Origin of the sequence: [Enterobacter] lignolyticus SCF1, assembly GCF_000164865.1 — a bacterium.
GTDB classification, from domain to species: domain Bacteria; phylum Pseudomonadota; class Gammaproteobacteria; order Enterobacterales; family Enterobacteriaceae; genus Enterobacter_B; species Enterobacter_B lignolyticus.
The window spans coordinates 81398-102644 of the sequence record NC_014618.1 but is presented as its reverse complement, the minus strand read 5'-3'; the positions used below and the strand labels follow the sequence as shown (position 1 = coordinate 102644).

Sequence of the window (21247 nt, the reverse complement as noted above, 5' to 3'; positions counted from 1 at the left end):
GCCATGCAGGGGCGCTTACTGGATGCCGTGCCATTAAGTGCATTAACCGGCGTTGGCGCGGCGCAAACCAATAAACTCGCAAAAATCGGTCTGCACAACGTGCAGGATCTGCTGCTGCACCTGCCGTTACGCTACGAAGACCGCACCCATCTCTATACCATCAATGACCTGCTGCCGGGCGTTTACGCCACGGTAGAAGGCGAAGTGCTCAACTGCAATATCACCTTTGGCGGCCGCCGGATGATGACCTGCCAGATTAGCGACGGCACCGGCATCCTCACCATGCGCTTTTTCAACTTCAACGCGGCGATGAAAAACAGCCTCGCCGCGGGAAAACGCGTGCTTGCTTACGGCGAAGCCAGACGCGGCAAATACGGCGCGGAGATGATCCACCCGGAATACCGCGTGCAGGGCGACCTCAGCACGCCGGCGCTACAGGAAACGTTGACCCCGGTCTACCCCACGACCGAGGGCGTACGGCAGGCCACCCTGCGCAAGCTCACCGACCAGGCGCTGGACCTGCTGGAAACCTGCGCCATCGCCGAACTACTGCCGCCCGAACTGGCGCAGGGAATGATGAGCCTGCCCGAAGCGCTGCGCACGCTACACCGCCCGCCACCGTCGCTACAGCTGAGCGACCTCGAAAGCGGGCAGCACCCTGCGCAGCGTCGTCTGATTATGGAAGAGCTGCTGGCGCATAACCTGAGCATGCTGGCGCTGCGCGCCGGGGCTCAGCGCTATCATGCCCAGCCGCTGTCGCCGCGGGATAACCTCAAGCAGGCGCTGCTCGATGCGCTGCCGTTCAGGCCAACGGGCGCGCAGGCGCGGGTGGTGGGCGAAATTGAGCATGATATGGCGCAGGATGTTCCGATGATGCGCCTGGTGCAGGGCGACGTCGGCTCAGGAAAAACGCTGGTCGCCGCGCTGGCCGCGCTGCGGGCGATTGCCCACGGCAACCAGGTGGCGCTGATGGCGCCCACCGAACTGCTTGCCGAGCAACATGCAAACAACTTTCGCGCCTGGTTCGCGCCGCTCGGCGTCGAAGTGGGCTGGCTGGCGGGTAAGCAAAAGGGCAAGGCGCGTCTCGCTCAGCAGGAGGCTATCGCCAGCGGTCAGGTGCAGATGATTGTCGGTACCCACGCCATCTTCCAGGAGCAGGTGCAGTTCAACGGCCTGGCGCTGGTGATTATCGACGAACAGCACCGCTTTGGCGTGCATCAGCGGCTGGCGCTGTGGGAAAAAGGCCAGCAGCAGGGCTTTCACCCGCACCAGCTGATCATGACCGCCACCCCCATTCCGCGCACTCTGGCGATGACCGCCTACGCCGATCTCGACACCTCCGTTATCGACGAACTACCGCCGGGCCGCACGCCGGTCACCACCGTCGCCATTGCCGACACCCGCCGCAGCGATATTATCGACCGGGTACGCCACGCCTGCACCGCCGAGGGCCGTCAGGCCTACTGGGTGTGTACGCTGATTGAAGAGTCAGAGCTGCTGGAAGCCCAGGCGGCGGAGGCTACCTGGGAGGAGCTAAAATTAGCCCTGCCGGAACTGAATATCGGGTTGGTTCACGGGCGCATGAAGCCTGCCGAGAAGCAGGCGGTGATGCAGGGATTCAAGCAGGGCGAGCTGCATCTGCTGATCGCCACCACCGTGATTGAGGTCGGGGTGGATGTGCCGAACGCCAGCCTGATGATCATCGAAAACCCGGAGCGCCTGGGACTGGCCCAGCTGCACCAGCTCAGAGGCCGCGTCGGGCGCGGCGCGGTCGCCTCACACTGCGTGCTGCTCTATAAATCGCCGCTGTCGAAAACCGCGCAGATGCGTCTGCAGGTGCTGCGCGACAGCAACGACGGTTTCGTGATTGCGCAAAAAGATCTGGAGATCCGCGGCCCTGGCGAACTGCTCGGCACCCGCCAGACCGGCAACGCCGAATTTAAAGTCGCCGACCTGCTGCGCGATCAGGCCATTATTCCTGACGTTCAGCGCATTGCGCGCCATATTCACGAAAAATACCCGCAGCAGGCGCTGGCGCTTATTGAGCGCTGGATGCCGGAAACCGAACGATATTCCAACGCGTAGAGCGCCGCTCTGCGTGAAATTTTAGCCTCCACAATGAGTTTGCTATGAGACGAGAACTTGCCATCGAATTTTCACGCGTTACCGAAGCGGCGGCGCTTGCGGGCTACAAATGGCTAGGGCGCGGCGATAAAAACGCGGCCGACGGCGCGGCGGTACACGCCATGCGCATCATGCTTAACCAGGTCAATATCGATGGCACCATCGTTATCGGCGAAGGGGAGATCGACGAGGCGCCGATGCTCTATATCGGCGAACAGGTCGGGACCGGCAACGGCGACGCGGTGGATATCGCCGTCGACCCTATCGAAGGCACGCGCATGACGGCGATGGGCCAGGCCAACGCGCTGGCGGTACTGGCGGTCGGCGATAAGGGCTGTTTCCTGAACGCGCCGGACATGTACATGGAAAAACTGATTGTCGGCCCGGGCGCCAAAGGGGTTATCGACCTCAGTCTGCCGCTGGCGGACAACCTGCGCAACATCGCAGCGGCGCTTGGCAAACCGCTCGACGAGCTGACCGTCACTATTCTGGCGAAACCGCGTCATGACGCGGTTATCGATGAACTCCAGCAGCTCGGCGTGCGCGTATTCGCCATTCCGGACGGCGACGTTGCCGCCTCTATCCTCACCTGCATGCCAGACAGCGAAGTCGACGTCCTGTACGGTATCGGCGGCGCGCCGGAAGGCGTTGTCTCCGCGGCGGTGATCCGCGCGCTGGACGGCGACATGCAGGGCCGTCTGCTGGCCCGCCACGAGGTGAAAGGCGACAGCGACGAAAATCGCCGTATCGGCGAGAGCGAACTTGCCCGCTGCGCGGCGATGGGCATTGAGGCCGGCAAGGTGCTGCGTCTGGACGATATGGCGCGCAGCGATAACGTGATTTTCTCCGCCACCGGCATCACCAAAGGCGATCTGCTGGAGGGCATCAGCCGTAAAGGCAACATGGCCACCACTGAAACGCTGCTGATCCGCGGCAAATCCCGCACCATCCGCCGTATTCAGTCCATCCACTATCTCGACCGCAAAGACCCGGACGTACAGCGCCATATCCTTTGATTTCCGACGATATTTGATCAATTGAGCTTTCCGGCCCCGTTGGGCTGGAAATCTCCTCCTCAAGTGACGAAGATAGAAATATTCACGCACAGAGGAGAGCGTCATGGCGGACTGGGTCACAGGAAAAGTCACCAACATTGAGTTCTGGACAGACACCTTGTTCAGCCTCACCGTACATGCCCCCGTACATCCCTTCACGGCCGGACAGTTCACCAAGCTTGGGCTGGAGATCGACGGCGAGCGCGTACAGCGCGCCTATTCCTACGTCAACGCGCCGGGAAACCCCGAGCTGGAGTTTTATCTGGTCACGGTGCCGGACGGTAAGCTGAGTCCGCGCCTGGCGGCGCTGAAGCCCGGCGATGAGGTTCAGGTGGTGAGCGAGGCGGCGGGCTTCTTTGTACTGGAGGAGGTTCCGGCCTGCGATAACCTGTGGATGCTGGCGACCGGCACGGCGCTGGGCCCTTACCTCTCAATCCTGCAGGAAGGCCGCGATCTCGACCGCTTCAATAACCTGGTGCTGGTGCATGCGGTGCGCTATGCCGCGGATTTAAGCTATCTGCCGCTGATGCGCGAGCTGGAGCAGCGCTATGGCGGCAAACTGCTTATTCAAACCGTGGTGAGCCGGGAAAGCGTCGCCGGTTCGCTGACCGGGCGCGTCCCGGCGCTTATCGACAGCGGCGCGCTGGAATCGGCCGTCGGCCTGACGATGACCGCTGAAAACAGCCATGTGATGCTGTGCGGCAACCCACAGATGGTGCGCGACACCCAGCAGCTGCTGAAAGAGACCCGACAGATGACCAAACACCTGCGCCGTCGGCCGGGCCACATGACCGCCGAGCACTACTGGTAATCAGCGATACTTCACGTCCTGAGTATCCTTGCCGTACTTGTTCTCGCCCTGGGTGCCGACAAACGCGCCAAGGTCAATCAGCATCATGACGATGATAAGCGTTGGGATAAACCGCCCGACGCCCCACTGCCAGACGCCCGGCAGCATCGCCCAGTTCCCTGCCAGCAGCATCCAGGCCAGAATCATCAGCAGCGCCCAGATACCGGATTTCCCGCGGTCGTGCAGCCGTTTGACGGTCACCGCCGCCGTCGGCCACAGCAGGCACACCAGCGCGAACGCCGCGGTCTGCAGGCTCAGCCAGCCGCTGCCGGCAAGCGTGAAGAGCACAATCATGGCCAGCACCCAAATGCCGATCCACACCCAGAAGTCACGGCGTCCAATACGGCCGTTGATTGAAAATAACCACTGCTGCAGGGTCATCAGGCGTTCCTTATTCTCAGAGTGGCGCGTAGTTTACCCTGGAGTTGTGACTTTTTGACAAGCGGGGCGTTTTCCCGTTTTAATCATCGGCATGAAATTTCTTAGGTAACGTGCATGAATAAGTGGCTGACTCTGTGTTTCATCGGGCTTGTGGGGCTGACGGCGGGCCAACGCGCCCTGTCTGCGGACGAGTCCGGGACAACGGCGGCCCCGTATCTGCTCTCCGGCGCGCCGACGTTCGATCTCTCCATCAGCCAGTTTCGGGAGAAATTCAACGCCGACAACCCTTCCCTGCAACTCAATGAGTTTCGCGCCATCGCCACCAGCCGCGACCCGCAGAACCTGACCCGCGCGGCGAGCAAAATCAATGAGAACCTGTACGCCTCGACCGCCCTTGAGCCCGGGACGATGAAGATTAAGTCGATGCAAATCACCTGGCTGCCGATTCAGGGGCCAGAGCAGAAAGCCGCCAAAGCGAAAGCGCTGGAGTATATGGCCGCGGTGCTGCGCCTCTTCACCCCGGCGATGACCAGGCCGCAAAGCCTGCAAAAACTGCAAAAGCTGCTGACCTCCGGGAAGAACAAACACTATTACGCCAGCATCGAAGGCGCGATTCGCTATGTGGTGGCAGATAACGGCGAAAAGGGGCTGACCTTCGCTGTTGAACCGATTAAGCTGGCGCTATCTGAAACGCTGCAAGGCGAGAATAAATGACAAAAAGCAAAGCCTTTCCAGTGCGGGATCTCTATACTGTTTCTCAGACCATGCTGCCCTGACGGGGCGGCCATCTTCCTTAATTCGCTTATTTAGCGTGGAGACTTACAATGCGACATCCTTTAGTGATGGGTAACTGGAAACTGAACGGCAGCCGCCACATGGTAAACGAGCTGGTTGCTAACCTGCGTAAAGAGCTGGCTGGCGTGACCGGCTGTGCGGTCGCTATCGCGCCGCCGGACATGTACCTGGATCTGGCTAAACATGCCGCAGACGGCAGCCACATCGTACTGGGTGCGCAGAACGTTGACGTTAACCTGTCCGGCGCGTTCACCGGTGAAACCTCCGCTGAAATGCTGAAAGATATCGGTGCGAAATACATCATCATCGGTCACTCTGAGCGTCGTACTTACCACAAAGAATCCGACGAATTCATCGCTAAAAAATTCGCCGTGCTGAAAGAGCAGGGTCTGATTCCGGTTCTGTGCATCGGTGAAACCGAAGCAGAAAACGAAGCGGGCAAAACCGAAGAAGTGTGCGCACGCCAGATTGACGCGGTCCTGAAAACTCAGGGCGCGGCGGCGTTCGTTGGCGCGGTTATCGCTTACGAGCCAGTATGGGCTATCGGCACCGGCAAATCAGCAACGCCTGCGCAGGCACAGGCGGTTCACAAATTCATCCGTGACCACATTGCCAAAGCTGACGCCAGCGTCGCTGAGCAGGTCATCATCCAGTACGGCGGTTCCGTAAACGCGGCTAACGCTGCTGAGCTGTTCACCCAGCCGGACATCGACGGCGCGCTGGTTGGCGGCGCATCCCTGAAAGCGGACGCTTTCGCCGTTATCGTTAAAGCAGCAGAAGCGGCTAAACAGGCGTAATTCACCTTCGCCGATGAAAACCCAGGCCCGGTGAGCGCTAGCGCCACCGGGCTTTTTTTTACAGCCGGCCCAGCACGCTAAACCACAGATAATCCAGCGGTAGCAGCAGCAGATACGTCGCCAGCGCCAGCGCCAGGCACAGCTTCATTCCGGCCTTTGCCGGCACCTTGCCCAGCCCCATCGCCACCACGATAGGCGACGCCTGATACGGCAGCAGCGGCGTGGAATAGCCTAATACCTGCACCATAATCACGCTCAGCAGTGGGAAGCCCGTCGCATCGGCGAAGCTCTGGGCAAAGGTGGTGTACAGCGCCGGTACGCCGTTGGCGGTCATGATAAAGTTGAGCACGGTGGTTATCCCGCTCAGCGCGAGGAAGCTGGTAAACGGGCGCTCAGGGTCCAGCGGCATCACGCGCAGCAGCGCCTGCCCGACGGCGTCGCCGATGCCGGTTTGCGTCACGGTAATCGCCAGCCCCAGAATACCGGCGACGTACAGGCAGGTACGGAAATTGACCCCGCTGGCGAACTCTTCGCCGCTGATAAAACCGACCCGCGGCAGCAGGGTCACGCAGGCGGCGGCAAGCCCCGTCCACGCCGGACCAATTCCGTGCCAGCTCTCGGTCACCCACAGCGTCAACACCACGGCCAGCAGCCATGCCAGCCGCTTTTCGTCGGCGCTCATGGGCGCCAAGGGCGCAAGCGCCTTCGGCGGCGTCGGCTTTCCGGGAAACAGCCAGCAGATAAGCCCCACCAGCAGCGCCCCCTTCAGCCAGCCCAGCACCGGCGTATGCAGCAGCAGATAGGGCAAATAGTTCAGATGAATGCCGTACGAGCCTTCCGCGGCGCCGCTCATCACAAGGTTGGGCACGTTGGCCGGTAAAATGGTGGCGGAGAGCTGAAACGTACCGAACCCCACCGCCAGCGCCAGGCCATACCAGGCGCGGGTGCCCTCGTGGATCCCGGCGCGCGCCGCCATCGCCGCGACAATCGGCATCAGCAGCGCGATGCGACCCATATTGGACGGCATCACGAACGCCAGCGCATAGCTCAGCAGCACCACGCTCGCCACCATCTGCGGCCAGGAGTCGGTAAGCCTGACGGAAAGCGCCCGGGCGGCGCGATCCGCCAGCCCCGTTTTACGGATGGCGACCCCCAGCACGAAGCCGCTGAACACCAGCCAGAACGCCGAGGAGGCAAAGCCGCCAAAGATAACGTCCGGCGGGGCGATTTTCGCCATCATCGCTGCGGTAAAAAACAGCAGCGCAGCAATAAACTCCGGCAGCAGCGACGTGGCCCAGAGCAGGACAGTCAGGCCGACAATCAGTGAAGGGATGAACAGAGGGTGAGAAAACCAGAGCGACATTCCTGTCTCCTGTCGTTTTTTTCAGCAAGTCTACGACGACAGGAGAAGCAGGTAAACGCCAGAACCAGGGGGATTACTTCAAAATATCGCACTGATGATCCTGAATTTCCTCGGCGGACGCGCGGTTAAGCGTCAGCAGATTGCGTTCGGTCGCCAGCAGCACGAATGAATCGTCGTTTTGCGGCACCACCGCCAGCGCAAAGCGCCCCATATGCTCCCGCGCCTCGGGGACCTCTTCGGCCAGCATCAGGAACGGACTTTTTTGCGCAAACTCCGCCTCCGTCACCCGCCGCGCGAGATAGACATGGCCCATCAGGTTGCCGGGCAGCGGCAGCCAGCGGGTGCCTATCGCCGTCATATCGTTATTGAGCTGCTGACGCACGTCCGGGCGCAGGCATGAGATATGAATATGGAAATGGTTTTGCGTGCGCCCCGATCGTGAGTTGATGGTCAACGACACCGCCTCATCCGGCACCGGCGAGCCGCGGCGCTCGCTCATCACCTGACGGTTTTGCCAGGCCTGCCAGAAGAAGTTTGGCGTGTGAGGGTTGAGCAGCAGCGGGCTTTCGGTGCCGTTGATTCGGTAGGTCGGCATCAGCAGGTACTGCAGCGGCCCGTTACGGTCCTTAAACAGCACGTAGCCGTTTTCCAGGTTCACCTCAGCGCACGGCGCAGGCAACTGGCGCTGCTGCTCGTTCGGAACGCACTGCTGCGTGACTATCTCCCGCAGCGCGTTGGCATTACCGGAAAAAAAGAAATGCCATACGCCCACGGCCGCCAGCAGCAGCACGATCGCCATACCCAGGATGATGCGGCTTGCCGATTTCATATTCCACCCTCAATGAATACGTAAACAGCAAGCATACCGTAACTTTATGAATTTTCATCGCTGCGCGGTTACCAGTATCCCAGCCAGCGCCACCATACGGCGCCCGTCGCCCCCCAGATAAGCAGGTTTACCACGCTCATCACCAGCCCGGTTTTCCACCATTCGGCAAGCGTGACGTAGCCTGAGCCGAAGATAATCGGCGCCGTACCGGTGCCGTAGTGGGTCAGCGACATCATCAGCGATGAGGAAAAGCCGAGCATCAGGCCGAGCAGCGCAGGCGGCGCGCCCAGCGCCAGCCCCGCCGCGAAAAAGGCGGCGAACATCGCCGTGATATGCGCCGTGGTGCTGGCAAAAAAGTAGTGCGAATAGACGTAGAGCAGGATCAGCAGCAGAGTCGCGACGCTCCAGTGCAGCCCCAGGTGATCGATGGTATTGCCGACGCTAGTCGCCAGCCAGCTTACCAGTCCAAGCTTGCTGAGAAACTCCGCCATCATCACCAGCGCCGCAAACCAGACGATGGTATCCCAGGCGCCTCGGCATTTCAGGATGTCATCCCAGTGCAGCACCCCGGTAAGGAGCAGAATCGACAGGCCGATCAGCGCCGCGCTGGTCGGGTTGACCGCCCAGCCGCCGCCCATCACGAACGCCGGAACCCCCGCCCACAGGCACAGCAGCAGCGCAAACACGCCGAGGGTGATTTTTTCGGCCAGCGACAGCGGCCCCAGCTCATCGAGTTTGCCTCTGGCGAACTGCGGCGCGTTCGGCGTTTCGACGATTGCCGGGGGATACAGCCACCAGATAACCACCGGCATCACCACCAGCGATACCGCGGCCGGCAGCAGCGCGGCGATAGCCCACATCCCCCACGTCATCTCCAGCACGCCGTTGGTGCCTTTGAGCAAAAAGCTCACTATCAGCGGGTTCGGCGCGGTCGCAGTAATAAACATCGCCGAACTTATCGGGTTGATGTTGTAGTTCACCAGCGCCAGATAGCGCCCGGTAGAGCCGTTTTCGCTGTTGCCGGGCTGCGAGCCCAGGCTGTCGGCAATGGCGCGCATCACCGGATGAATGATCCCGCCGCCGCGCGCGGTATTGCTCGGCGTGACGGGGGCGATCAGCGTTTCGGCAAGCGTCAACGCCCAGGCGATCCCCAGCGTTTTCTTACCGAACAGCGCGATAAACCCGTAGCCGATGCGCGCGCCAAGGCCGGTTTTGAGCAGGCTTTGCGACAGCATGATCGACAGCCCGATAAGCCAGATGAGCGAATTCGAAAATCCGCTCAGGGCGTCGTTCAACGCCGCGGCGGGTTTACCAGGGTTGGTGACGCCGGTCATAGCCACCAGCATGATGGCGACGATCGCTATCGCGCCAATCGGCATTGCCTTGCCGATAATGGCGGCGATGGTGCCGATAAACAGCGCCAGCAGGTGCCAGGCTTCAGGGGTAACGCCAGCGGGGGTGGGAACGGCAAACCAGATGATAAGCGTGATGGCGACGGCCAGTAGCGCAGGCCACGGGCGAACCGGAGTTAATCTGTCCATGCGTCATTCCTTGAGTATCCTCAGCGCGGTTGCGCTATCCGTTTATTAACCGGTATTTCTGCTGAAAAAACAGTCAGGAAACTCACAAAATCGGCGTAATGACAATGACATAAAAAAACCGGCGGGGAGACCGCCGGATAACAGGAAGGGAGATTAGCGCTGGCTTATCTGGTCGAAGGTGCCGCCGTTGGCGAAGTGGTCTTTCTGCGCTTTCGTCCAGCCGCCGAACGCGTCGTCGATAGTAAACAGCTTCAGTTTCGGGAACTCGCTGTCATATTTCTTCGCGACCGCCGGGTCACGCGGGCGATAAAAGTTCTTTGCCGCAATCTCCTGACCTTCCGGCGAGTAGAGATACTTGAGGTACGCCTCGGCAACGGCGCGGGTGCCTTTCTTGTCGACCACTTTGTCGACGACCGATACCGTCGGCTCCGCAAGGATAGACTCGCTCGGTGTGACGATTTCAAACTTGTCTTTCCCCAGCTCGTTTGTCGCCAGCAGCGCTTCGTTTTCCCAGGCGATCAGCACATCGCCGATGCCGCGCTCAACGAAGGTGTTGGTGGAACCGCGCGCGCCGGAATCCAGCACTTCAACGTTCTTATACAGCGCCTTGACGAACTCCTGGGCTTTGGCCTGGTCACCGTTGTTGTGATGCAGGGCGTAACCCCAGGCCGCCAGGTAGTTCCAGCGCGCGCCGCCGGAGCTTTTCGGGTTCGGAGTAATAACGGACACACCGGGCTTAATCAGGTCGTTCCAGTCGTGAATCTGTTTCGGGTTGCCTTTGCGCACCAGGAAAACGATGGTCGAGGTATAGGGTGCGGAGTTGTCCGGCAGGCGCGTAGTCCAGCTTTTATCGATACGGCCGCGCCCGGCGATAGCGTCGACGTCGTAGGCCAGCGCCAGCGTCACCACGTCGGCGTCGATACCGTTGATCACCGAGGTCGCCTGCTTACCGGAACCGCCGTGCGACTGGCGAATCACCACGTTGTCGCCGGTCTGCTGTTTCCAGTGCGCGCTAAACGCTTTGTTGTACTGCTCGTACAGTTCGCGCGTCGGATCGTACGACACGTTTAATAACTGGATGTCCTTTGCCAGAACGCTGGCGGAAGCCAGCAAAAGAGTTAACCCCACGCCCCACTTGTTCATCGACCGCTCTCTTCATGTTGTGTAGTGATGAACGTAGCCTGCCAGAAAGGAAACTGATGATTAAAGAATAAAAAAAGATTGGTTATAACGTGAGGGTATAAAGAAAGGAAAACAAAAGCCCTCTCGCAGGGGAGAGGGCCTCGGGAATCAGACTTCTTCCATGCGGCCCAGCAGCGCCTGCAGGCGTTCCTGCCAGCCGTGCTGCTGCTCGCGCAGCTGGCTGTTTTCGTGCTCCAGCGCTTCGCGGCCCTGCTGCGCGTTCTGAACTTCCTGCGACAGCGAGTTGTTCTTTTCTTTCAGCTCTTCAATTTCCATCTGCAGCAACGTGATGGTATCAATCGCCTGCTGTACTTTTGCTTCCAGTTTCTCAAACACTTCTAATGACATCGTCATACCTCTCCTGAATATGCAAGGCGTTGATAGCAAACCTCAATCGGTTTATCGACTCTCGTCCCGAACCTTCGGCGACGCCTTAACGAAAATAAGCGCACTACAATGATTCCGATTGTATGAAGCCACGCAGCGCCTGTCCAGCGCCGGGGCGCGCAGATTGCGGTTTGCAACACTTTTCAGTCAAGACCTGGAGTTTTCGCTCCCGTTACCGATAAATTGTTAATGGTTCGGTTAATGAAATGATTCAGCTCTCATTTTAACGAAACGGCAAAACGCGCCTCTCCGCGCGAAAACGCTCATTTTATTGACGGAACCCACAGATTTTGATTTCGATATTTCTCGTTTTTGCTCGTTAACGATAAATTAACACCATGCCTACACGGCAACATGGTCGTCTTCGACCTCCATGCACACAAGGCTGTACTCCAGCCTAATAATTAATAAGTCTTCAGGATCCGATTATGAGTCAAACATCAACCTTAAAAGGCCAGTGCATTGCCGAGTTCCTTGGTACCGGGTTGTTGATCTTTTTTGGCGTGGGATGCGTTGCGGCGCTCAAAGTAGCGGGCGCCATTTTCGGTCAGTGGGAAATCAGTATTATCTGGGGTCTGGGCGTGGCGATGGCCATCTACCTGACCGCAGGGGTTTCCGGCGCGCATCTTAACCCAGCGGTGACCATCGCTCTGTGGCTGTTTGCCTGTTTCGACGGGCGTAAAGTTGTTCCCTACATCATTTCTCAATTTGCCGGCGCTTTTTGCGCGGCAGCGTTAGTTTACGGGCTTTATTACAATCTTTTTATCGATTTCGAGCATACCCATAATATTGTGCGCGGTAGCGTCGACAGCCTGTCGTTAGCCGGTACATTCTCTACTTATCCGAATCCGCATATCAATTTTGTGCAGGCTTTCGCGGTAGAAATGGTGATAACCGCTATCCTGATGGGCGTTATCCTGGCGCTGACCGACGATGGCAACGGTATTCCGCGCGGCCCACTGGCGCCGCTGCTGATCGGTCTGCTGATCGCGGTCATCGGCGCATCCATGGGCCCGCTGACCGGCTTTGCGATGAACCCCGCGCGTGACATCGGCCCGAAAGCCTTCGCATGGCTGGCAGGCTGGGGCAACATTGCCTTCACCGGCGGTAGAGATATCCCTTACTTCCTGGTGCCGCTGTTCGCCCCGGTTGTGGGCGCCGCGCTCGGCGCATTCGGCTATCGCAAACTGATTGGCCGCAACCTGCCTTGCGACGTCTGCGTGGTGGAGGAAAAGGACACCACCAGCTCTACGCAACACAACGCTTCGCTGTAATCTGACTACGGGACTTCACATTATGACCGAGAAAAAATATATCGTTGCGCTGGACCAGGGGACTACCAGCTCCCGCGCCGTCGTTATGGACCATGACGCCAATATCGTCAGCGTTTCACAGCGTGAATTCGCACAAATTTATCCTAAGCCAGGCTGGGTTGAGCACGACCCGATGGAGATCTGGGCATCGCAAAGCTCGACGCTTATCGAAGCGCTGGCGAAAGCCGACATCAGCTCCGATCAGGTGGCGGCTATCGGTATTACCAACCAGCGTGAAACCGCCATCGTCTGGGATAAAGAAACCGGCAAACCCATTTACAACGCCATCGTCTGGCAGTGCCGCCGTACGGCGGACATCTGCGAGCAGCTCAAGCGCGACGGTATGGAAGAGTATATCCGCACCGCCACGGGTCTGGTGGTGGACCCGTACTTCTCCGGCACCAAGGTGAAATGGATTCTGGACCACGTGGAAGGCTCCCGCGAGCGCGCTAAGCGCGGCGAGCTGCTGTTCGGGACCGTGGACACCTGGCTTATCTGGCGTATGACCCAGGGCCGCGTGCACGTAACCGACTACACCAACGCCTCCCGTACTATGCTGTTCAACATCCACGACCTCGACTGGGACGATAAAATGCTCCAGGCGCTGGATATCCCGCGTGCGATGCTGCCGGAAGTGCGTAAATCGTCCGAAGTGTATGGGCAGACCAACATCGGCGGTAAAGGCGGCACCCGTATTCCTATCTCCGGCATCGCCGGCGACCAGCAGGCGGCGCTGTTCGGCCAGCTGTGCGTCAAGGAAGGGATGGCGAAGAACACCTACGGCACCGGCTGCTTTATGCTGATGAACACCGGCGAGAAGGCCGTGAAGTCCGAAAACGGGCTTTTGACCACCATCGCCTGCGGCCCGAAAGGGGAAGTGAACTACGCGCTGGAAGGCGCCGTGTTCATGGCGGGCGCGTCTATTCAGTGGCTGCGTGACGAGATGAAGCTCATCAACGACGCATTCGATTCCGAGTACTTCGCCACCAAGGTCAAAGATACCAACGGCGTGTACGTCGTTCCGGCCTTTACCGGTCTTGGCGCGCCGTACTGGGACCCGTATGCCCGCGGCGCCATTTTCGGCCTCACCCGCGGCGTAAATGCCAACCACATCATTCGCGCGACGCTTGAGTCCATCGCCTACCAGACCCGCGACGTGCTGGAAGCGATGCAGGCCGATTCCGGCATTCGCCTGCACGCCCTGCGCGTGGACGGCGGCGCGGTGGCGAACAACTTCCTGATGCAGTTCCAGGCCGATATCCTCGGCACCCGCGTCGAGCGTCCGGAAGTACGTGAAGTGACGGCGCTGGGCGCAGCTTACCTGGCCGGTCTGGCCGTCGGCTTCTGGCAGAATCTGGACGAGCTGCAGGAGAAAGCGGTGATTGAGCGCGAGTTCCGCCCGGGTATCGAAACCACCGAGCGCAACGTACGCTACAGCGGCTGGAAAAAAGCGGTACACCGCGCGCTGGCGTGGGAAGATCGCGACGAGTAATACCAAACCGCACGCCCGGCGAGCCGCCGGGCTGGGGGAAAAGCCGGGACGCGCAGTGCGTGCCCCGGCTTTTTTACGTTAGCCGAACAGAGGCAGCATCAGGTACAGCTTGATCACCAGCGCGTTGACGATATCGATAAAGAACGCGCCGACCATCGGCACCACCAGGAACGCCATGTGCGACGGGCCAAAACGCTCGGTAATGGCCTGCATGTTGGCGATAGCGGTCGGCGTCGCCCCAAGGCCAAACCCGCAGTGCCCCGCCGCCAGTACCGCCGCATCGTAGTTTTTCCCCATCATGCGCCAGGTGACGAAGATAGCGTAGAACGCCATCGCCAGCGTTTGTACCGCCAGGATCGCCAGCATCGGCAGCGCCAGAGACGCCAGCTCCCACAGCTTCAGGCTCATCAGCGCCATCGCGAGGAACAGCGACAGCGACACGTTGCCCAGCACCGACACCGCGCGTTCAAATACGCGGTAGAAGCCGAGCAGCGCCAGGCCATTGCTCAGGATAACGCCGACAAACAGCACGCAGACGAACGTCGGCAGCTCAAGGGCGGTTCCGACCAGCAGTTGCGCAACCACCTTACCGGTGGTCAGGCAGATGGCGATAAGCGCGATGGTTTCAATCAGCACCAGCGAGGTGATCATGCGCCCGACGTCAGGCTTTTCAAACGCGCTCGGCACCGCCTGGTCCTCCGGCGCGCCGTTCGGCGTCGAGGAGTGTTTAACCAGATAGCGCGCCACCGGCCCGCCGATAAGCCCGCCGAGCACCAGCCCGAAGGTGGCGCAGGCCATCGCCACTTCCGTCGCGTTGGCAAAGCCGTAGCGCTCGACGAACAGCTTGCTCCAGGCCGCGCCGGTGCCGTGGCCGCCGGACAGGGTAATTGACCCGGCAATCAGCCCCATCAGCGGGTCAAGCCCCAGTAATTTCGCCATGCCGACGCCGATGGCGTTCTGCATCACCAGCAGGCCGACCACCACGATCAGAAACGTGCCCAGCACCTTGCCGCCGCGGCGCAGGCTGGCGAGGTTGGCGTTGAGGCCGATCGTGGCGAAAAAGGCCAGCATCAGCGGGTCTTTCAGGCTCATATCAAAATCAATTTCCCAACCCATGCTCTTTTTCAATACCAGCAGCGCCAGCGCCACCAGCAGGCCGCCAGCGACCGGTTCAGGGATGGTGTACTTCTTCAAAAAGGGAACGGAATGGACCAGTTTGCGCCCCAGCAGCAACACCAGCGTTGCCGCAACAAGCGTCGATAACGTATCGAGATGAAACATGAAAAGCTCCTTGTTAACGCATGATCCAGTAGCAGGTGCCATGCTTTCCTGTAGTGGGAAGTTCTTATGTTTAAGAATCAGGAGCCGGTTTTTTAACAAAATGCGTCAAAAAACGACAGAAAAAGTTGTCGATTTTGCTTAAATCTGCGGCAAAACGCGCAATTTCGCTATAAGCATTCTCTTTTTTATTCATTATTAAACTATTTAAAGCAATCGTTTGCTTTTGCCTGGCAGTCCGTTAAAATCCCCCCTTTTCCACCTCGGGATTGCCTCTGAAAATGTCAGTGAACACCATCGAATCTGAAAATGCGCAACCGATTGCGCAGATGCAGAACAGCGAACTCATCTACCGCCTTGAAGACCGCCCGCCGCTGCCGCAGACCCTGTTTGCCGCCTTCCAGCACCTGCTGGCCATGTTTGTCGCGGTCATCACTCCTGCGCTGCTGATTTGCCAGGCGCTGGGCTTACCGGCGGAAGATACCCAGCACATCATCAGCATGTCGCTGTTCGCTTCCGGGGTGGCCTCGATTATTCAGATCAAAGCGTGGGGACCGGTGGGCTCCGGGCTGCTGTCGATTCAGGGCACCAGCTTTAACTTCGTCGCGCCGCTCATTATGGGCGGTACGGCGCTGAAAACCGGCGGAGCGGACGTACCGACGATGATGGCGGCGCTGTTCGGTACGCTGATGCTGGCCAGCTGCACCGAGATGGTTATCTCCCGCGTGCTGCACCTGGCCCGCCGCATCATTACCCCGCTGGTCTCCGGCGTGGTGGTGATGATTATCGGCCTGTCGCTGATTCAGGTCGGCCTGACGTCCATCGGCGGCGGCTATGCGGCGATGAACGACCACACCTTCGGCGCGCCGAAAAACCTGCTGCTGGCGGGCGTCGTGCTGGCGCTGATCATTATCCTCAACCGCCAGCGCAACCCGTACCTGCGTATCGCCTCGCTGGTGATCGCCATGGCGGCGGGCTACCTGCTGGCGTGGTTTATGGGCATGCTGCCGGAGAGCAGCGCGCCGATGAACCAGAGCCTGATCACCGTACCGACGCCGCTGTACTATGGCCTCGGCATCGACTGGAACCTGCTGCTGCCGCTGATGCTGGTGTTTATGATCACTTCGCTGGAAACCATCGGCGACATCACCGCCACCTCTGATGTCTCCGAACAGCCGGTCTCCGGCCCGGTGTACATGAGGCGCCTGAAGGGCGGCGTGCTGGCGAACGGTCTGAACTCGTGCGTCTCCGCCGTGTTCAATACCTTCCCTAACTCCTGCTTCGGCCAGAACAACGGCGTGATCCAGCTGACCGGCGTCGCCAGCCGCTACGTGGGCTTTGTGGTGGCGCTGATGCTGATCCTGCTCGGCCTGTTCCCGGCGGTGAGCGGTTTTGTGCAGCACATTCCCGAGCCGGTGCTCGGCGGCGCGACGCTAGTGATGTTCGGCACCATTGCCGCCTCCGGCGTGCGCATTGTCTCCCGCGAGCCGCTGAACCGCCGCGCAATCCTGATCATCGCGCTGTCGCTGGCCGTGGGCCTTGGCGTCTCCCAGCAGCCGCTGATCCTGCAGTTTGCGCCGGACTGGCTGAAAAACCTGCTCTCCTCCGGTATCGCCGCAGGCGGTATCACGGCGATTGTTCTGAATCTGGTCTTCCCGCCCGAGAAGAACTGATGCCAGACACGGCAGGGGCTGCAACCCTGCCGTGTAACCGAATTACATCATTCCCTCCTTGAGCATTGCGCATAAATCGTGCATAACTCCCTTATGTGCACTTCACGGGACGGAAGACGATGAAATTTCTCGGAAAGCTGATGCTCTGGTTGCTGGTAGCGCTGCTGCTGGTGATTCTCGCTTTCTATATCCTGCTGCAGACGCGCTGGGGCGCGCGCCAGGTCAGCCAGTGGGTTTCCGGCCATACCGGCTACCATCTCGTCTTTGAGGCGATGGACCACCGCTTCTCGTCGCCGTCGCACATCCTGTTGAAAAACGTCACTTTTGGCCGCACCGGCAAGCCTGCGACGCTGGTCGCCAAAAGCGTGGATATCGGCCTCAGCAGCCGCCAGCTGAGCGATTTGCTGCACGTCGACACCATCCTGCTGCGCGACGGCACGCTGAACCTGTCGCCGTCGACCGCGCCGTTCCCGTTTGAAGCCGATACGCTCCAGCTTAGCAACATGGCCTTTAACAGCCCGGAAACCGGCTGGGACCTCAGCGCCCAGCGCGTCACCGGCGGCGTCTCGCCATGGCAGCCCGCAGCCGGCAACGTGCTCGGCAATCAGGCGCAGATCCAGATGAGCGCCGGTTCAATGACCCTCAACGGCCTCCCCGCCACCAATGTGCTGATTCAGGGCAGCATAGATAAAGGCGAAGTGACCCTTGGCACCATCGGCGCGGATATCGCCCGCGGCTCGCTGTCCGGCGCCGCGCGGCGTAACGCCGACGGCAGCTGGCTTATCGACAGCCTGCAGCTGACCGATATCCGGATGCAGAGCGACAAAACCCTGGTGGACTTTTTCGCCCCGCTGACCACCGTCCCCTCACTGCAGATTAACCGTCTGGAGGTGACCGACGCCCGCCTGCAGGGGCCGGACTGGGCGGTGACCGACCTCGATCTCAGCTTGCGCAACCTGACCCTCGGCGGCGGCGGCTGGCAAAGCGATGACGGCAAGCTGTCGATGAACGCCAGCGAATTTATCTACGGCTCGCTGCACTTCCTCGACCCGATTATCAATGCGGAATTCTCGCCGCAGGGCATCGCGCTGCGCCAGTTCACCTCGCGCTGGGAGGGCGGCATGATACGGACCTCCGGCAACTGGTTGCGCAGCGGTCACGCCCTTGTTCTCGACGATGCCGCCATCGCCGGGCTGGAATACACCCTGCCGGTCAACTGGAAACAGCTGTGGATGGACCCGCTGCCGGCCTGGCTGCAGAACGTCACGCTACAGCGCTTTACCGCCAGCCGTAATCTGGTCATTGATATCGACCCGGCGTTCCCGTGGCAAATCACCGCCCTCGACGCCTATGGCGATAACCTGCAACTGGCCAAAGACGGCCGCTGGGGCGTGTGGGCGGGCAATGCCACGCTCAACGGCGCGGCGGCCACCTTTAACCGCGTGGACGTACGCCGTCCGTCGCTGAAGCTGACGGCAAATCCCAACACCATCAGCATCAGCGAGCTGAGCGCCTTTACCGAGAAGGGCATTCTGGAGGCGGCGGCAGCGGTGTCCCAGCAGCCGCAGCGCCAGACGGCGATCAACCTGAACGGTCGCGGCGTACCGTTGAATATCCTCGAGCAGTGGGGATGGCCCGCGCTGCCGGTCTCCGGCGACGGTAATTTCCAGTTATCCGCTAACGGTAGCGTGCAGGCGGACGCGCCGCTGAAGCCGACGGTGAACGGCAGGCTGCATGCGGTGAATATGGATAAACAGGAAGTGACGCAGACGATGACGGGCGGAGTGGTGTCGACGGCGCCAGTACCAGCAGCGCCGCCTGTATCACCTCAGCCCTCTCCCTGAAAGGAACAGGGGAATCAGAGATGGATCACCACCTCATTCCCCTGCGCGTTTACCACCACGCCCCACTCGCTACCCGTCAGTGAGCCGCCCTGCACGCCGCTGACCTGCGGTACGTTACGCAAGCAGACTGACCAGTTCCGCGCCTCGCCCTCACCGTGAATGCATACAGTATCGCCGGTGCGTGTGGCCCTGAGGGTGAAAACGACGGCCCCCTGCGCCGAAGGCACTTCGCTGACGGCCGTGACGCCATCGCTCAGGTTAAACAGCTGATACGACGTCCCCTCATGCCACGCGTAGTCCGGCCTCTGGCTGTTGTTGCCCAGCGCCAGCAGCGTGTTGTCGCGGACATACACCGGCAGACTGCGGAAGTCATGCTGCTGCCTCAGCCAGCGGCCGCCCTGCTGCTCGTCGTTATGCCACAGGTGCGTCCAGCATCCTTCCGGCAGGTAAAACCGCACATCGCCCGCTTGCGAGAAGACCGGTGCCACCAGCACGGCGTCACCCAACATGTACTGGCGGTCGAGATAATCGCACGCTGGGTCGTCCGGGAACTCCAGCATCATCGCCCGCAGCATCGGCGTACCGCACTCATGCGCCAGCGCCGCCTGGCGGTACAGGTACGGCATCATCCGGCATTTCAGCTCGGTAAAATGGCGCACGACGTCGCAGGACTCCTCATCGTACGCCCACGGCACGCGGTAGGATTTGCTGCCGTGCAGGCGGCTGTGGCTCGACAGCAGCCCGAAGGCGCACCAGCGTTTGTAGACATGCGCAGGGGCGGTGTTTTCGAAGCCGCCGATATCGTGACTCCAGAAGCCGAATCCGGACAGGCCAATCGACAGCCCGCCGCGCAGGCTCTCCGCCATCGATTCGTAGTTGGCGTAGCAGTCGCCGCCCCAGTGAACCGGGAACTGCTGCGCGCCAACGGAGGCCGAGCGGGCAAACAGCACCGCCTCCTGCTCGCCGACCGTCTCTTTCAGCACGTTCCACACCAGCGCGTTGTAGATATAGGCATAATGGTTGTGCATCTTCTGCGGATCTGAGCCGTCAAACCACTGCACATCGGTCGGAATACGCTCGCCGAAATCGGTCTTAAAGCAGTCGACGCCGATATCCACCAGGCCCTTCAGCTTGCTGGCGTACCACGCGCAGGCATCCGGGTTGGTAAAGTCGTAAATCGCCAGCCCCGGCTGCCATCTGTCCCACTGCCACACGGCGCCGTCCGGGCGCTTGAGCAGGTAGCCTTTCTCTTTGAGCTCTTTGAATAGCGGTGATTTCTGGCCGATATAGGGGTTTATCCACACGCAGATTTTCAGCCCCCTGGCCTTCAGACGCTGGATCATTCCCGCCGGGTCCGGGAAGGTCACCGGGTCCCACTCGAAGTCGCACCACTGGAAGGCCTTCATCCAGAAGCAGTCGAAATGGAACACATGCAGCGGCAGGTTACGTTCAGCCATACCGTCGATAAAGCGGTTCACCGTCGCTTCATCGTAGTTGGTGGTAAAGGAGGTGGTGAGCCACAGCCCGAAGGACCATGCGGGCGGCAGCGCCGGGCGGCCGGTCAGACGCGTGTAGCGATCAAGCACGGCTTTCGGCGTCGGGCCGTCGATAACGAAATATTCCAGATATTCGCCCTCGACGCTGAACTGTACTTTGGAGACCTTCTCCGAGCCCACTTCAAACGACACGTTTTCCGGATGATTCACCAGCACGCCGTAGCCGCGGTTGGTGAGATAGAACGGGATATTTTTGTAGGACTGCTCGGTGCTGGTGCCGCCGTCGCGGTTCCAGGTATCCACCGTCTGGCCGTTGCGCACCAGCGCGGTAAAGCGCTCGCCCAGGCCATAAACCGCCTCCCCGACGCCGAGATCCAGGCGCTCAAACATATAATTGCGCGCATTATTCGTATTCTGCACGTAGCCGTTATTCTTCGCCTGGCTGCCGGTTATGCGCACGCCATCGCGCAGAAAATCGAGCGCCCAGTTTTCACCTTTGCCGACCCGTACGCTTAAGCTCCCGCTTTTCAGCTCGGCAAAGTCGTCCGTGTTGCGCATCTCTACCGGCACGTCGCGGCGCAGGTTGAGCGGATAGCGCGGGCCGTTCTCGATGCCGCCCTGGAAGTGCGCAATCCGTACGCCGACAATGCCCTCCTGCGGCGAGAAAAAGCGCAGCGTAAACAGCGGCGTATCAAGTTGCCAGGCGCGCTCGCGCACGTCGCGCGGCGCGGCATAGACCACCATCTCGTTACCCTGCTGCTCGACGTCAAACACCTGAATCGGGTGGATAAGGTTCAGACCGGGCCGAATAAGCCAGTTTCCATCACTGATTTTCATCTGTTGATCC

Annotated in this window: 17 protein-coding genes; 9 read left to right on the top strand and 8 right to left on the bottom strand. The window is 60.2% G+C overall.

Translation table 11 applies throughout. From position 1 onward, the window contains the following. Nucleotides 1-3: 3 nt before the first annotated feature. The 3 genes from recG (at nt 4) to fpr (ending at nt 3990) form a co-directional block, all read left to right on the top strand. Nucleotides 4-2085, top strand: coding sequence for an ATP-dependent DNA helicase RecG (gene recG, locus ENTCL_RS00490; RefSeq protein ID WP_013364157.1), 2082 nt, complete (start codon nt 4-6; stop codon nt 2083-2085). Between the two features lie 44 nt (nt 2086-2129). Beyond that, on the top strand, nt 2130-3140 hold the full coding sequence (glpX, locus tag ENTCL_RS00485) for a class II fructose-bisphosphatase (RefSeq protein WP_013364156.1): 1011 nt from the start codon (nt 2130-2132) through the stop codon (nt 3138-3140). Nucleotides 3141-3243: 103 nt separating this feature from the next. Continuing rightward, nucleotides 3244-3990 (top strand): ferredoxin--NADP(+) reductase, encoded by a 747-nt coding sequence (fpr, locus tag ENTCL_RS00480; RefSeq protein WP_013364155.1) that lies wholly within the window; start codon nt 3244-3246, stop codon nt 3988-3990. On the opposite strand, the gene ENTCL_RS00475 is transcribed toward fpr, so the two are convergent. Next, nucleotides 3991-4410, bottom strand: coding sequence for a DUF805 domain-containing protein (locus tag ENTCL_RS00475; protein WP_013364154.1), 420 nt, complete (start codon nt 4408-4410; stop codon nt 3991-3993). A 114-nt stretch (nt 4411-4524) separates the two neighbouring features. On the opposite strand from ENTCL_RS00475, the gene ENTCL_RS00470 reads away from it, so the two are divergent. After that, nucleotides 4525-5124, top strand: coding sequence for a DUF1454 family protein (locus tag ENTCL_RS00470; protein WP_013364153.1), 600 nt, complete (start codon nt 4525-4527; stop codon nt 5122-5124). Nucleotides 5125-5234: 110 nt separating this feature from the next. Further along, nucleotides 5235-6002, top strand: coding sequence for a triose-phosphate isomerase (gene tpiA, locus ENTCL_RS00465; RefSeq protein ID WP_013364152.1), 768 nt, complete (start codon nt 5235-5237; stop codon nt 6000-6002). A 58-nt stretch (nt 6003-6060) separates the two neighbouring features. Here the strand turns inward: tpiA and ENTCL_RS00460 are convergent, their stop codons facing one another. From ENTCL_RS00460 to zapB, 5 genes are all read right to left on the bottom strand, one after another. Then, nucleotides 6061-7365 carry an SLC13 family permease gene (locus ENTCL_RS00460; RefSeq protein ID WP_013364151.1) on the bottom strand — a complete coding sequence of 435 codons (1305 nt, stop codon included), beginning with the start codon at nt 7363-7365 and terminating at the stop codon, nt 6061-6063. A 73-nt stretch (nt 7366-7438) separates the two neighbouring features. Continuing rightward, nucleotides 7439-8194 (bottom strand): CDP-diacylglycerol diphosphatase, encoded by a 756-nt coding sequence (locus tag ENTCL_RS00455; RefSeq protein ID WP_013364150.1) that lies wholly within the window; start codon nt 8192-8194, stop codon nt 7439-7441. Between the two features lie 68 nt (nt 8195-8262). Further along, entirely contained in the window at nt 8263-9735 is a 1473-nt protein-coding gene (locus ENTCL_RS00450; protein WP_013364149.1) for a DASS family sodium-coupled anion symporter, read from the bottom strand. A gap of 153 nt (nt 9736-9888) precedes the next feature. Beyond that, complete coding sequence (locus ENTCL_RS00445) at nt 9889-10878, bottom strand: sulfate ABC transporter substrate-binding protein (protein WP_013364148.1); 990 nt, start codon at nt 10876-10878, stop codon at nt 9889-9891. A 147-nt stretch (nt 10879-11025) separates the two neighbouring features. Further along, the gene (zapB, locus tag ENTCL_RS00440; RefSeq protein WP_125452050.1) at nt 11026-11271 is read right to left on the bottom strand and encodes a septal ring assembly protein ZapB; all 246 of its coding nucleotides are present in this window, start codon (nt 11269-11271) and stop codon (nt 11026-11028) included. 461 nt (nt 11272-11732) lie between these two features. Here zapB and ENTCL_RS00435 point away from each other — a divergent pair, with 461 nt between their 5' ends. Next, a complete protein-coding gene (locus tag ENTCL_RS00435; RefSeq protein WP_013364146.1) occupies nt 11733-12578 on the top strand; it encodes an MIP/aquaporin family protein in 846 nt (281 codons plus the stop codon). A gap of 22 nt (nt 12579-12600) precedes the next feature. Next, a complete protein-coding gene (gene glpK / locus ENTCL_RS00430) occupies nt 12601-14109 on the top strand; it encodes a glycerol kinase GlpK (protein WP_013364145.1) in 1509 nt (502 codons plus the stop codon). A 78-nt stretch (nt 14110-14187) separates the two neighbouring features. Here the strand turns inward: glpK and gltS are convergent, their stop codons facing one another. Beyond that, a complete protein-coding gene (gene gltS, locus ENTCL_RS00425) occupies nt 14188-15390 on the bottom strand; it encodes a sodium/glutamate symporter (RefSeq protein WP_013364144.1) in 1203 nt (400 codons plus the stop codon). A gap of 278 nt (nt 15391-15668) precedes the next feature. On the opposite strand from gltS, the gene xanP reads away from it, so the two are divergent. Next, nucleotides 15669-17060 carry a xanthine/proton symporter XanP gene (xanP, locus tag ENTCL_RS00420; RefSeq protein WP_013364143.1) on the top strand — a complete coding sequence of 464 codons (1392 nt, stop codon included), beginning with the start codon at nt 15669-15671 and terminating at the stop codon, nt 17058-17060. Nucleotides 17061-17179: 119 nt separating this feature from the next. Beyond that, nucleotides 17180-18904, top strand: a complete 1725-nt coding sequence (locus ENTCL_RS00415; RefSeq protein ID WP_013364142.1) for an AsmA family protein — start codon at nt 17180-17182, stop codon at nt 18902-18904. A 14-nt stretch (nt 18905-18918) separates the two neighbouring features. Here the strand turns inward: ENTCL_RS00415 and yicI are convergent, their stop codons facing one another. Continuing rightward, a complete protein-coding gene (gene yicI, locus ENTCL_RS00410; RefSeq protein WP_013364141.1) occupies nt 18919-21237 on the bottom strand; it encodes an alpha-xylosidase in 2319 nt (772 codons plus the stop codon). Between the last annotated feature and the right edge of the window lie 10 nt (nt 21238-21247).

What these genes read in the sequence shown, in the direction of transcription:
- recG (WP_013364157.1), top strand. Translation starts at nt 4, where the DNA reads ATGCAGGGGCGCTTACTGGATGCCGTGCCATTAAGTGCATTAACCGGC.
- glpX (WP_013364156.1), top strand. Translation starts at nt 2,130, where the DNA reads ATGAGACGAGAACTTGCCATCGAATTTTCACGCGTTACCGAAGCGGCG.
- fpr (WP_013364155.1), top strand. Translation starts at nt 3,244, where the DNA reads ATGGCGGACTGGGTCACAGGAAAAGTCACCAACATTGAGTTCTGGACA.
- ENTCL_RS00475 (WP_013364154.1), bottom strand. Translation starts at nt 4,410, where the DNA reads ATGACCCTGCAGCAGTGGTTATTTTCAATCAACGGCCGTATTGGACGC.
- ENTCL_RS00470 (WP_013364153.1), top strand. Translation starts at nt 4,525, where the DNA reads ATGAATAAGTGGCTGACTCTGTGTTTCATCGGGCTTGTGGGGCTGACG.
- tpiA (WP_013364152.1), top strand. Translation starts at nt 5,235, where the DNA reads ATGCGACATCCTTTAGTGATGGGTAACTGGAAACTGAACGGCAGCCGC.
- ENTCL_RS00460 (WP_013364151.1), bottom strand. Translation starts at nt 7,365, where the DNA reads ATGTCGCTCTGGTTTTCTCACCCTCTGTTCATCCCTTCACTGATTGTC.
- ENTCL_RS00455 (WP_013364150.1), bottom strand. Translation starts at nt 8,194, where the DNA reads ATGAAATCGGCAAGCCGCATCATCCTGGGTATGGCGATCGTGCTGCTG.
- ENTCL_RS00450 (WP_013364149.1), bottom strand. Translation starts at nt 9,735, where the DNA reads ATGGACAGATTAACTCCGGTTCGCCCGTGGCCTGCGCTACTGGCCGTC.
- ENTCL_RS00445 (WP_013364148.1), bottom strand. Translation starts at nt 10,878, where the DNA reads ATGAACAAGTGGGGCGTGGGGTTAACTCTTTTGCTGGCTTCCGCCAGC.
- zapB (WP_125452050.1), bottom strand. Translation starts at nt 11,271, where the DNA reads ATGACGATGTCATTAGAAGTGTTTGAGAAACTGGAAGCAAAAGTACAG.
- ENTCL_RS00435 (WP_013364146.1), top strand. Translation starts at nt 11,733, where the DNA reads ATGAGTCAAACATCAACCTTAAAAGGCCAGTGCATTGCCGAGTTCCTT.
- glpK (WP_013364145.1), top strand. Translation starts at nt 12,601, where the DNA reads ATGACCGAGAAAAAATATATCGTTGCGCTGGACCAGGGGACTACCAGC.
- gltS (WP_013364144.1), bottom strand. Translation starts at nt 15,390, where the DNA reads ATGTTTCATCTCGATACGTTATCGACGCTTGTTGCGGCAACGCTGGTG.
- xanP (WP_013364143.1), top strand. Translation starts at nt 15,669, where the DNA reads ATGTCAGTGAACACCATCGAATCTGAAAATGCGCAACCGATTGCGCAG.
- ENTCL_RS00415 (WP_013364142.1), top strand. Translation starts at nt 17,180, where the DNA reads ATGAAATTTCTCGGAAAGCTGATGCTCTGGTTGCTGGTAGCGCTGCTG.
- yicI (WP_013364141.1), bottom strand. Translation starts at nt 21,237, where the DNA reads ATGAAAATCAGTGATGGAAACTGGCTTATTCGGCCCGGTCTGAACCTT.